Below are 12207 nucleotides of genomic sequence, written 5' to 3'. Positions count from 1 at the left end.
AAAAAGGGGATACTTATCCCCTTTTCCCGTCTTTAGTTTTTAATAAATTCACGGTACAGTTTTAAAAGTGCGCGCTTTTCAATTCGTGAAACATAACTTCGGGAAATTCCGTAGGAGTTAGCAATTTCCTGTTGTGTTTCTTCTTGATGATGGCCAAGGCCAAATCTTCGAACAATTATATCTCGTTCACGTTCGGTAAGTTGATCTAAGTTTTTTTCGATTTTTTCCAAATCCATTTGTTGAATGACAACGTCATTAATACTCATACCATTATCTTTGACAACGTCAATGAGACAAATTTCGTTTCCTTCTTTATCAAAACCAATCGGGTCATATAATGAAACATCGTTTCTTGATTTCTTGGATGAACGAAATAGCATTAGAATCTCATTATCAATGCAACGTGCAGCATAAGTGGCTAATTTTGTTCCTTTATCAGGTGAATAGGAGTCAATGGCTTTAATAAGACCAATGGTACCAATAGAAATAAGGTCTTCTTTATCATCGTTTTGATTTTGATACTTTTTAACAATGTGAGCTACTAGTCTTAAGTTATGTTCGATTAACTTCTCACGTGCCTCTTTGTCTCCGTTAGCCATTTGTTCAAGATAATATTTTTCCTCCTCAGCTGTTAATGGGCTAGGAAAGGCCTGGTTATTAATCGCACCAACTAATGGTACAAGGTTTGAGAAGAGTGAGGCGATAAATTGAAACAAAAACATAAGCAAGAACCTCCCTCGTGGATTGACTTAGTAGATTATATGCGTAACTTTCTGTCGATAGACTTAAAACTATTGTGAATTTATGATAAAATGAAATGAATACGTAGAAAAATGTCATTCGATTTTGTGGTCAATAGTATTGAAGTATGAAAGGGGAGTTTTTTTTGATTCGTTATTTTGTAGCAGATGAATATGTAAAAAATATATTCCAAATAGATTTGATGAAATTAAAGGAAGATGGAAAGCGTGTTATCTTAACGGATCTTGATAATACATTAGTAGGAGCAACTGTCAAAGCCCCAACACCTGAAATTTTGAAATTTTTTGATGAGGCAAAACAGTTAGGATTTGAGGTTATAATTGTATCGAATAATAACAAAGATCGTGTCGCATACTTTGCAAAAGATTTAAAAATTAAAGCTGCTCATCATAAGGCATTGAAACCATTAAAAGTTAAATTGAGCCGAATTTTAAAACAATACGATCGCTCACAAGTCGTAATGATTGGAGACCAATTGATGACGGATGTCTTAGTCGCTAAACGTCTTGGTTTATATATGATTTTAGTCGAACCCGTGCATCTACATTCGGATGAAAGTTCGACGAAGCTAAATCGTCAACTCGAAAAGCTTGTCGTGAAAAGGCTAAAGAAACGTCAATTACCAACTCCACCGTATTTAGACTAATATCGAGGAGGATTTTATGGAAGAATTAAAATGTATTGGTTGTGGAGCAACCATTCAAACAATAAATTCTAAGGAGATAGGCTATACACCTAAATCAAGTATTGAGAAAATGGATCGGCAATTCATTTACTGTCAACGCTGTTTTAAATTAAAACATTATAATGAAGTACAAGATGTTTCATTAACAAGCGACGACTTTTTGAAAATTTTACAAAAAGTCGGAGAATCAGATGCGCTTGTTATAAATATTGTTGATATTTTTGATTTTTCAGGAAGTATGGTTGCAGGAATATCACGTCATATTAATGGAAATGATATCTTATTAGTAGGAAATAAAGTTGATTTATTACCTAAATCAGTAAATAAAACAAAACTAAATCATTGGATGCGACGCTCATTAAAGGAAATTGGATTAAAGCCACTAGACGTTGCATTAGTAAGTGCTGCAAAAGGACTAGGAATTGATGAGTTAATGGAAATGATTGAAAAATATCGTAAGGGACGAGATGTTTATATTGTTGGGTGTACAAATGTTGGAAAGTCAACGCTTGTGAATCGCATTATTAAACGATTTACGGAAGAGCGAGACGATGTTATAACAACATCCCATTTTCCAGGGACAACATTAGATATTATTGAAATTCCTCTGGATGAAAAAACATCAATTATTGATACTCCGGGGATTATTAACGAACACCAATTAGCTCATTATGTCTCACCTAAAGTTTTGAAGGAAATTACTCCTAAAAAAGAAATCAAAGCAGGTGTTTACCAATTAAATCCAAAACAAACACTGTTTATTGGTGGCTTAGCCCGAATGGATTTTGTTAAAGGCGAGCGTACTTCTTTTATTACTCATTTTTCAAATGCTTTGCATATTCATCGTACAAAATTAGAAAAAGCAGATTCCCTATGGCAAACACAGGCAGGAAATGTCTTAAAACCTATTGTTGAAACATCCAACGGTGTTGCTGCGATGGAAAAACATGTGTACCATATCGGGAAAGAAAAAACGGACCTCGTTATTTCAGGACTAGGATGGATAACTTTAATGGGGGCAGGCCAGGAAATAACGGTCTATGCGCCAAAGGGTGTCGGTGTATTAGTTAGACCTTCACTGATTTAAAAAAAGTTCATCTAAAAGGCGCAATTGTCTTAAACGATGGTATAATGAACCCGTTAAGGGTGATTACTCAATTAGAAATAGTTTATTCATTATTGCCGAGTCTTCTTTTTATAAAGAATATCGGAGACTATGTAGATAAAATAGTAAGAAACTATGAAGAGGTGAACAGAATGTTGACAGGAAAACAAAAGAGTTACTTAAAGGGACTCGCTCATACAATGCAACCTATTATTCAAGTAGGAAAAAATGGGGTTAATGATCCACTAATTAAAACGGTATATGATGCGTTAGAGGCACGTGAATTAATTAAGGTTTCAATTTTACAAAACTGCTTTGAGGAACCAAAGGCAATTGCGGCGGAGATTGCATCGGTTATTGATGCTGAAATCATTCAAGTGATTGGAAAAACAATTGTTTTTTATAAAGAATCAAGTAAAAAGAAACAAATTGTTTTACCTAAATAAGCGATGAAGTTAAAACAATTACAAGAAAAAGTTAAAAATCAACTGCCGCCGACACGCTATGAACATACATTAGGTGTTGTAAGAACAAGTGAAATATTAGCAGAAAAGTATCATGTTTTATTAGAATCCGCACAGGTAGCTGCCTTATTACATGATATTGCGAAATATTTACCAAATAATGAATTGGAAGAAAAGTTAATCGCCGCAAATGAAATGGAGTATTTAAACTATAGTCCGTTGGTATGGCATGCTCCAGTTGGGGCAATTGTTGCCCAAAAGTCTTACGGGATTATTGATCAGGATGTTTTAAACGCGATTAAGTACCATACGACTGGAAGGCCAGCGATGTCGACACTTGAAAAAATTATTTTTTTAGCAGATTATATTGAACCCGGTCGTATCCAACCTGGGGTAGATGAGATTCGTAATTTGTCTGGCCAGGATTTAAATAGGGCTGTTGCTAAAACATTAGCCAATACGATTGCGTATTTAAAACAAAAGTCATCAGCGGATATTCACCCGGATACAATGGCTGCCTATGAATATTATTATGATTATTTATAATGGAGTGGATTAATATGGAAATTTTAGCGAAATTCGTAAAAGCATTAGATGATAAGCATGCAGATGATATTGTTGTATTAGATATGAAAAATCATTCCCCAATTTATGATTATATGATTATTACAACAGCAAAAAATGATCGTTTAGCACAAGGTATTATTCGTGAGCTAAAAGACTTAGAAGGTATTAGTGAGTTAAGTTTAAAACATATCGAAGGGGCACACCATGCAGAATGGGTATTAGCCGATTTCGGAACAATTATTGTACATGTATTTACCCCAGAAACTCGTTTAGAATATAATTTAGAAAAGTTATGGGCAGATGTTCCTCGCGTTAATTTGGAAGGGATGTTAAACTAATGGCATATGAAGCTTTTTCATATTACTATGATATCCTGATGCAGGATGTTCCTTATCATAAGTGGATTTCAAAAACAAAGCAATATTTACCCCAAGGAAGTACGATTTTAGACGTTGGTTGTGGAACGGGTACCATCTCTATTCTTTTAGCAAAGGAAGGGTATCATGTAACAGGAATTGATTTATCTGAAGAAATGCTTTCCTTAGCGTATGAAAAAACGTTGACAGAAGGTCTTGGAATTCACTATGTTCAACAAGATATGTCACGTTTAGAAGGTTTTAGTGATTTTGACGGCGCGGTGATTTATGTTGACTCATTAAATTATTTGAAAAACGATAGAGAAGTTTTTCAGACATTTCGCCACCTTTATGAAAGCATAAAAGAAGGTGGGATATTAATCTTTGATGTTCATTCACTGTTTAAGGTAACAGAAATATTTCAAGATTATCTCTTTGCGGATACCAACCCGGATTTGACGTATATTTGGCACGTTTGCGAAGGTAAATATCCATATAGTATTGAACATGAGTTAACATTCTTTAAACGTGAAGGCGATCGATACGAGCGTTTTGAAGAAACACACTATCAACGAACATTTGCTATTGAAGAGTATGTTCAGTGGTTAGAAGATATCGGTTTTAAAATTTTAGAGATTTCTGCCGATTTTCTTGATGAGGCACCTACAGAGGAATCAGAGCGTATTATTGTCGTAGCGCAAAAGTAGTTGGTGTTATCAATAGTGGTGACAATTATTGATAATCATTACTATAATACTTAATATACTAAACACATCCAATATCTTATCGAAGTAAATTTAGATGGTATTGGATGTGTTTTTGCTACTTAAATGGCAACCTATTACAATGAAAGAGGAAGTTGAAATCCTAGTGACTGTGTTACTAGGATTTTTGTTTTAGGTTTTTAAAATTTGATTTGATACGGTATGGCATTTTTAATAAGGTTTTCTTGCAAAATATGAGAAAGACTTTGAATTTTTTAATATTGTTGTAGTGGAAAATAGGGTTATGTGATTGGGACCTGGGTCTCTTTTTTGGGATGTCAAGAAAAAAGTTTTTTAAGCAAGAAATAAAGTGGGGAGAAACTTCATTAGTTTTGAGATTTAATGTAATTAAGTGAGTAAATTTTCATATTTGTAGAAATAATTATTAATTTAAAGATGAAGGGTGTAGGCAGTGACAAATAAATGGTTTTTTTAATATATTAGAGAGGATAGATATTTTATCCACCTAATAAATTCGATCAGGAAGTGAAGAAAATGATAAAACACATACCAGATAGTAATTGCAATGATTATAGAAGTAACTGTAGCTGTGAATCGCAAGGCTGTTGTCCTGATCAATGTAATCATTGCGATAGTTGTTGTGAGGGACCGATGGGGCCAACGGGACCAAAAGGACAACGAGGGTTACGAGGGGCGACCGGGCCAACCGGACCTGAAGGGGAACGTGGGTTATCCGGAGCGACCGGGCCAACAGGACCCGAAGGGGAACGTGGATTAACTGGGGCGACCGGGCCAACAGGACCCGAAGGAAAACGTGGATTAACTGGACCGACAGGACCTGAAGGGGAACGCGGATTAAGGGGGGCGACCGGGCCAACCGGACCCGAAGGGAAACGTGGATTAACTGGACCGACAGGACCTGAAGGGGAACGCGGATTAACTGGGGTGACCGGGCCAACCGGACCCGAAGGGAAACGTGGATTAACTGGACCGACAGGACCTGAAGGGGAACGCGGATTAAGGGGAGCAACCGGACCGATAGGGCCAGAAGGAAAACGTGGATTAAGGGGGGCAACTGGGCCAACCGGACCCGAAGGGGAACGTGGATTGAGGGGAGCAACCGGACCAACAGGACCCGAAGGGGAACGTGGATTAAGAGGAGCGACAGGGCCGACAGGACCCGAAGGGGAACGCGGATTAACTGGTGCGACCGGGCCAACCGGACCAACAGGACCTGAAGGGGAACGTGGATTAACTGGACCTACAGGGCCAACGGGACCAAGGGGGCCTAAAGGTGAATCTGGTTTAAAAGGTGATCAAGGGCCTAAGGGTGAATGCGGAGAAAAAGGTGAACCGGGACCAACAGGACCTGAAGGGGAACGTGGATTAACCGGAGCAACCGGACCAACGGGACCCGAAGGAGAGCGTGGATTAACTGGACCTACAGGGCCAACGGGACCGAGGGGGCCTAAAGGTGAATCTGGTTTAAAAGGTGATCAAGGGCCTAAGGGTGAATGCGGAGAAAAAGGTGAACCGGGATTAAGAGGTGCAACAGGACCAACGGGACCCGAAGGACAACGCGGACTAAGAGGGGCGACGGGGCCAACTGGACCAATGGGACCAAAAGGTGATTTTGGTTTGAAAGGTGAACCGGGATTAACTGGGGCGACAGGACCAACGGGACCTGAAGGAGAGCGCGGATTAAGAGGAGCGACAGGACCAACGGGACCCGAAGGACAACGCGGACTAAGAGGAGCGACAGGACCAACGGGACCCGAAGGAGAGCGTGGATTAACTGGAGCAACAGGACCAACAGGACCTGAAGGAGAGCGTGGATTAAGAGGAGCGACAGGACTAACGGGACCCGAAGGAGAGCGTGGATTAACTGGAGCAACAGGACCAACGGGACCTGAAGGAGAGCGTGGATTAACTGGACCAACAGGGCCAACCGGGCCAGAAGGAGAACGTGGTTTAGCCGGACCAACCGGGCCAACAGGGCCAACCGGGCCAGAAGGACCGCGTGGGTTAACTGGACCAACGGGACCTGAGGGGCAACGGGGATTAAGTGGAGCAACAGGACCAACGGGACCCGAAGGAGAACGTGGATTAACCGGACCAACCGGGCCAACAGGACCTGAAGGAGAGCGTGGATTAACCGGGGCGACGGGACCAATGGGGCCAGAAGGAAGAATCGGATTAAGAGGAGCGACGGGACCAACGGGACCCGAAGGACCACAAGGGTTAAGAGGATCGACTGGGCCAACAGGGCCAGAAGGAGAACGTGGGTTAACCGGAGCGACAGGGCCAACGGGACCTGAAGGAGAACGTGGGTTAAGAGGAGCGACAGGACCAACGGGACCCGAAGGACAACGCGGACTAAGAGGAGCGACAGGACCAACGGGACCCGAAGGAGAGCGTGGATTAACTGGAGCAACGGGACCAACCGGACCTGAAGGAGAGCGTGGCTTAAGAGGAGCGACAGGACCAACGGGACCCGAAGGAGACCGCGGGTTAACCGGGGCGACAGGACCAACGGGACCCGAAGGACCACGCGGATTAACCGGGCCAACCGGACCACAAGGACCAGAGGGTCAACAAGGACCACAAGGGCCAGAGGGTCAACAAGGACCACAGGGAGCGGTGGGTCAACAGGGGCCACAGGGACAACCAGGTCAAATGGGTCAACAAGGACCTCGAGGATTAAGAGGACCAACCGGACCGACGGGACCTGAAGGACCACGCGGGTTAACCGGAGCGACGGGGCCAACGGGTCCAAGTGCGGTAGGTATTGCACAGTATGTTCTAGATCAACCGGATTTTGAATCTGGCGGAAAAGAAATTGCGAATGGAACACCGGTTGATGGATGGGGTCCTATTTGGAATGGTGTTTGGGAATTTCCTTGGATTCGATACAATGAGGATACAGGGACTTTCACTATAAGTCAGCCAGGGGTTTATCTACTAGCATCGACTATCCAACTTTACCCAAGTGGGCCGTTAAATCCAGGATATCCAATAGCAGCGGGTGTTTCAACTTATGGATTAGGACTTACCTTTACTCGACCTGGTGGATTTCCAAGTCCATTAGCGGCACCATATAGCGATTACACTTGTCTACGTGGAACGCATTCAACCCCTGTATTAAATGTGTTTTATTGCTTTTATGTTGAGGATGAAGGAATTAACTTCATAATTAAAAATACGACTCAACGAGCAATTCGAGTAGTAAATAGTCAACAGGCTGGATCAGCTGGGTATCTCTCAATTGTTCGTTTATCAGGAACCCCTTTACTATAAACCATGTCTAACACTATCTTCCTTTTTGGGAGGATAGTGTTTTTTCTAATTTTTATAAAAGGAAATGAGATAAATTAAGCGTATTTTAAGATGAGGTGATTTAATGAAAAAACAATTAATGATTATCGGGGGTATCCTATTAGCCGTCATCCTATTTATTTTTATTAAGCAACCAGAAGAAACGCAGGAGCTTCCTTTGACGCCGTATGAGGACGTTGAGAAAGAGATAGAGAGTGATTCCTCTAGTTTAGAACCCTCTGTTTATACGGTTGACCTAAAGGGTGAAGTAAAGGCACCGGGAATTTATGAAATTGATCCCTCATGTCGTGTGCACGATGTCATTGAATTAGCAGGTGGTTTTTTAGAGACGGCCAATGTCAATGTCGTTAATTTAGCTGAGAAGGTAAAAGATGAAATGGTTATTTATATTCCGCATGTTGACGAGGAGGAGACGCCAATAGAAGCTGGAGCCCAAAAGGAGCAACAGGTTTCGTTAAATAGAGCAAGTTTAGCTGAATTACAAACTCTTCCGGGCATTGGTCCGGCGAAGGCGAGTGCCATTATTGATTATCGTGAAGAATTTGGAACATTTAAGTCGATTGAGGACTTAATAAATGTAACAGGAATTGGGGAAAAAACATTAGAAAAGTTGCGTGATTATCTTGAACTTTAAATTACGACAGCATTTGATTTATTTTGTATTGATTATTATTGTCGCATTATTCATAAAGGAGGGTGTTTTTTTACTTCTTCCGGTGTGTTTTGTCTATTTGAAACGATTTCCTAAGACATACTGGATTTATTTCCTCCTAGGGGGAATAGCCGTTATTTATATGGAAGTGGCAGGAATTCAGAGTTTAGATGGATCAACTGAACCTCTTCATATTGAACATGCTAAGGTTATTGAGGTGAAAAAGCAAGATTCTAATAAGCAGACGGCAAAGATTTGGACGAAATCGGGGTATTTTTATTTAACCCTTCAGGCAGAACAACCTCGACTTTTACCTGGTGATTGGATTGAGGTGAATCAGGAGGCTTCAATGGCTGAGCCTCCCCGTGTCTTTCACGGGTTCGATTTTAAAAATTATTTATACACGAATGGGATGAGGGGAACGGTTTATTTAAATCAGACGCGCGTCATTGATCATGAATGGAGTGCAAGGCAGTACCAGCGCCAAGTAGCCAACTGGGTAGAGGAGCATTATCCTACCCGAACGGCCACCTATATACAAGCCTGGTTTTTAGGAGTAAGGGATGGCTTAGATGAGGCTATGAGTGAAGGATACTCTAATCTAGGAATTATACATTTATTTGCTGTAAGCGGTCTTCATGTGGGATTACTTATAGGGATTGTAGGATATATGTTTAAACGAGTGGGCATCGTGATGGAGCTGGCCGATAGTTTAATAATTATTCTATTAGTTGGATTTATGATATTAAGTGGAGCTAGTCCTTCCATTGTGCGTGCTGGTGGAATGGCCATTTTAGCACGTCTGAATCAACGAATGGGATGGGGATTTTCATCGTTAGATTTATTTTCTTTGATATTTCTTATTAATTTTATTTTATTTCCCCTTCAGGTTTATCAGACTGGGTTTATTTATTCTTATTGGCTCACGTTTTGTTTAATCGTCTCTCAATCAATGATGAAGCGAATCAGTGGAAAATTTATTTTTCTCTTCGTTCCGCTGATCGCCCAATTAGCGGTGTTACCGATTCAACTGTTTCTCAGTTATGAAATAAATTTAGCGGGGTACGTGGCTAACTTGTGCTTAGTCCCTATCGTTAGTAGCCTATTAATTCCATTGCTCCTTTTAACCTTATGGATTCCACCACTGGCTACAATTATCGAGTATTTATTAACGTTGTTTGAGAAGATTATTCTAATAAGTGAACAATTTTTAAAATTTAACTGGATAATCGGGCAGCTTCATTTAACATCTGTTGTGTTCATTATTATCTTGTTGGTGTTAGTCGCGTGGCTGTTAGAAAAGCCAAGAGTGAAGCGGAAAAGTGTATGTTTGATTTTACTAGGTGTTGTTTTAATTTTAGAAGGGGAGCGGATCTTAAAGACAGATAGCCAAGTAACTTTTGTAGATGTAGGACAGGGCGATAGTATGGTGATGCAATCTCCTTTTCAAATGTGTACCACCGTCATCGATACAGGCGGAAAAGTATCATTTACGGGAGAAAAAATCGCTTTGTTTGAGCGAACACTAGAACCCTATTTACTTGGAGAAGGGGTTCGTCAAATTGATTATTTGATTTTGACCCATGGTGATTTTGATCATGTCGGTGAGGCAATCTCCCTACTCGAGCGTTTTGAGGTAAAGTATCTTGTTATCCCCAAAAATACTACAAGTGATCATCTAAGAGAGATTACCCAAGTTGCAAAACGGCTAGGCGTTTTGCTTTTATCGCCAGAGCAAGGAGAAAAAGTGCGATGCGGGAACCAGGAAATCACCTTTTTACAACCGGATACCCCTAAAGACAATGAAAATGATAAGTCACTTGTGATGAAAGTAACCCTCGATCAAGTTACCTTTTTATTTACAGGGGATGTAAGTGCACAGGTTGAAGCGGAAATTTTAAGGCAATACCCTAATTTAAGGGCTGATATTTATAAGGCGGCACATCATGGCTCTAAAACATCTAATTCGCACGCTTTTTTAACACGACTTCAACCGCAACTAACGATTATTTCTAGTGGGAAAAACAACCGGTATCGCCATCCAAGTTCGGAGGTATTAGAAACACATAAACAGTTAGAAATTCCGATGTTAAATACACAGGATCATGGAAGTATCCAAGTAAAAATTCGAAGCGGAAGGCCTAATTTACACACAGCTATTCGTGAATAATAAAATCAAATAATTAGAAAATACATTAATTATTTAGCTAGAATGAAAGGAATGAGCGAAGAGAGGAAACTATCAACATAAAAACTAATGATAAGCGAAAAACACATCATTAGTTTTTTTTATCGTCAAATTTATGAGCGCCCTAATGAGAAATAATATAAAAAATAAAAAATTAGACAATTCTCTAAAAATTTTATTTATAAAAAAACACCCCATATCGTTCACTGAATTTAAAATAAAACTATAAAAATAGGGAAATAAATCAAGGGTCTTTTCTTTTTTATGTTAAAATAAATTCGAGGTGACACTATGGCGATTTATACGATAATTGGCGAACAGGTTGTTTTATGTGAGAAAAAAATACACGAGTTATTGGATAAGCATCAAATTAATTCTTTCGATGCAATTTCTTACGATATGCGCGAAACAACGATTCAAAAGGCAATTTTTGATTTACAGACCGTTGCCTTTTTAAGTCCTAAAAAGGCAATTATTATTAAAAACCCCGTTTTCTTAACAACAAAAGAGGGAAAAGGGGAGCAACCCCATGATCTAAACGTGTTAATGGACGTGTTAGAACATCCTAAAACGGATAATATTTTAATTATATATGCTCCGTATGATAAGTTAGATGATCGTAAAAAATTAGTTAAATTACTTAAGAAAAAGTCAGAGGTCTTTACGTTTGAGACTTATTCGGAGGCCTCATTAAAAGAGTGGGCAAAGCAAAAGCTAGAAAAAGAAGGGGTTGAATGTGAACCAGGGGTTTTAGACTTATTAATTAGGCTTACGCATGCGAAGATTGATACGCTGTTGCAGGAAATTGAAAAGATTATCATTTATTTTATGGATGCTCCTTCTAAAGTGTTAACAGTAGAGGTCATTCATGTCCTTGTAGCGAGACAATTAGAGGATAATGTGTTCTTATTAACGGATGCATTGGCGAAGCGCAAGATTGAAGAGGCGTTTTTAATTTATGAGGATTTAATGACACAAAATGAAGAGCCATTAAAGCTATTAATCTTAATCGCGAATCAATTTCGTTTAATGTCACAAGTCATTGAGTTAAGTCAACAGGGATATCGTGAGGCTGATATTGCAAAGACGTTAAACGTTCATCCCTATCGTGTGAAGTTAATTCACAGTCAGTCCCATCATTTTAACCCTAAAGTTTTAAAAAAATATTTAATTCAATTAGCGGATATGGATTATAAAATAAAAACGGGGATCTTAGATAAGGAGCTAGCGTTAGAGTTATTTATTCTCAATCTGTGAAAATGAAAAGGCTTTGAAAATTTTTTCATATTTTTAAGTCAAAATTTGATACAGAATCGTATGTTTTGTTGTATAATATTTCAGGACAAATTAAAAAATACTCAGTCAGA

At 39.6% G+C, this 12207-nt stretch carries 11 protein-coding genes; 10 read left to right on the top strand and 1 reads right to left on the bottom strand.

Going from position 1 to position 12207, the window contains the following annotated elements:
* Window positions 1-32: 32 nt before the first annotated feature.
* Window positions 33-722 carry an RNA polymerase sporulation sigma factor SigK gene (gene sigK, locus AACH31_RS05985; RefSeq protein WP_161832530.1) on the bottom strand — a complete coding sequence of 230 codons (690 nt, stop codon included), beginning with the start codon at window positions 720-722 and terminating at the stop codon, window positions 33-35.
* Window positions 723-886: 164 nt separating this feature from the next.
* Here sigK and AACH31_RS05980 point away from each other — a divergent pair, with 164 nt between their 5' ends.
* From AACH31_RS05980 to holA, 10 genes are all read left to right on the top strand, one after another.
* Complete coding sequence (locus tag AACH31_RS05980; protein ID WP_161832531.1) at window positions 887-1408, top strand: YqeG family HAD IIIA-type phosphatase; 522 nt, start codon at window positions 887-889, stop codon at window positions 1406-1408.
* A gap of 16 nt (window positions 1409-1424) precedes the next feature.
* Complete coding sequence (gene yqeH, locus AACH31_RS05975; RefSeq protein ID WP_338507372.1) at window positions 1425-2534, top strand: ribosome biogenesis GTPase YqeH; 1110 nt, start codon at window positions 1425-1427, stop codon at window positions 2532-2534.
* 170 nt (window positions 2535-2704) lie between these two features.
* Window positions 2705-2998 carry a ribosome assembly RNA-binding protein YhbY gene (gene yhbY, locus AACH31_RS05970; RefSeq protein ID WP_338617195.1) on the top strand — a complete coding sequence of 98 codons (294 nt, stop codon included), beginning with the start codon at window positions 2705-2707 and terminating at the stop codon, window positions 2996-2998.
* A 3-nt stretch (window positions 2999-3001) separates the two neighbouring features.
* The gene (gene yqeK, locus AACH31_RS05965; protein WP_320100824.1) at window positions 3002-3562 is read left to right on the top strand and encodes a bis(5'-nucleosyl)-tetraphosphatase (symmetrical) YqeK; all 561 of its coding nucleotides are present in this window, start codon (window positions 3002-3004) and stop codon (window positions 3560-3562) included.
* A gap of 14 nt (window positions 3563-3576) precedes the next feature.
* Window positions 3577-3921 (top strand): ribosome silencing factor, encoded by a 345-nt coding sequence (gene rsfS / locus AACH31_RS05960; RefSeq protein WP_320100825.1) that lies wholly within the window; start codon window positions 3577-3579, stop codon window positions 3919-3921.
* Window positions 3921-4646: a class I SAM-dependent DNA methyltransferase gene (locus AACH31_RS05955; protein WP_338507376.1), complete on the top strand. Its 726-nt coding sequence runs from the start codon at window positions 3921-3923 to the stop codon at window positions 4644-4646. The genes rsfS and AACH31_RS05955 overlap by 1 nt, the downstream gene beginning before the upstream one ends.
* Before the next feature lie 552 nt (window positions 4647-5198).
* Window positions 5199-7961 carry a hypothetical protein gene (locus AACH31_RS05950; protein ID WP_338617189.1) on the top strand — a complete coding sequence of 921 codons (2763 nt, stop codon included), beginning with the start codon at window positions 5199-5201 and terminating at the stop codon, window positions 7959-7961.
* Between the two features lie 103 nt (window positions 7962-8064).
* Entirely contained in the window at window positions 8065-8634 is a 570-nt protein-coding gene (locus AACH31_RS05945) for a helix-hairpin-helix domain-containing protein (RefSeq protein ID WP_338617185.1), read from the top strand.
* Window positions 8624-10822 (top strand): DNA internalization-related competence protein ComEC/Rec2, encoded by a 2199-nt coding sequence (locus tag AACH31_RS05940; RefSeq protein ID WP_338617182.1) that lies wholly within the window; start codon window positions 8624-8626, stop codon window positions 10820-10822. The genes AACH31_RS05945 and AACH31_RS05940 overlap by 11 nt, the downstream gene beginning before the upstream one ends.
* 309 nt (window positions 10823-11131) lie before the next feature.
* Complete coding sequence (gene holA / locus AACH31_RS05935) at window positions 11132-12097, top strand: DNA polymerase III subunit delta (protein ID WP_338507384.1); 966 nt, start codon at window positions 11132-11134, stop codon at window positions 12095-12097.
* The last annotated feature ends 110 nt before the right edge of the window (window positions 12098-12207 follow it).

It is taken from the genome of Turicibacter faecis, assembly GCF_037076425.1.
Taxonomy (GTDB): domain Bacteria; phylum Bacillota_I; class Bacilli_A; order MOL361; family Turicibacteraceae; genus Turicibacter; species Turicibacter faecis.
This window is presented reverse-complemented; position numbering and strand designations above follow the sequence as displayed.

Coding starts and splice junctions, on each gene's coding strand:
- AACH31_RS05950 (WP_338617189.1), top strand. CDS start 5,199: ATGATAAAACACATACCAGATAGTAATTGCAATGATTATAGAAGTAAC.
- yhbY (WP_338617195.1), top strand. CDS start 2,705: ATGTTGACAGGAAAACAAAAGAGTTACTTAAAGGGACTCGCTCATACA.
- holA (WP_338507384.1), top strand. CDS start 11,132: ATGGCGATTTATACGATAATTGGCGAACAGGTTGTTTTATGTGAGAAA.
- AACH31_RS05955 (WP_338507376.1), top strand. CDS start 3,921: ATGGCATATGAAGCTTTTTCATATTACTATGATATCCTGATGCAGGAT.
- sigK (WP_161832530.1), bottom strand. CDS start 722: ATGTTTTTGTTTCAATTTATCGCCTCACTCTTCTCAAACCTTGTACCA.
- yqeK (WP_320100824.1), top strand. CDS start 3,002: ATGAAGTTAAAACAATTACAAGAAAAAGTTAAAAATCAACTGCCGCCG.
- rsfS (WP_320100825.1), top strand. CDS start 3,577: ATGGAAATTTTAGCGAAATTCGTAAAAGCATTAGATGATAAGCATGCA.
- AACH31_RS05945 (WP_338617185.1), top strand. CDS start 8,065: ATGAAAAAACAATTAATGATTATCGGGGGTATCCTATTAGCCGTCATC.
- yqeH (WP_338507372.1), top strand. CDS start 1,425: ATGGAAGAATTAAAATGTATTGGTTGTGGAGCAACCATTCAAACAATA.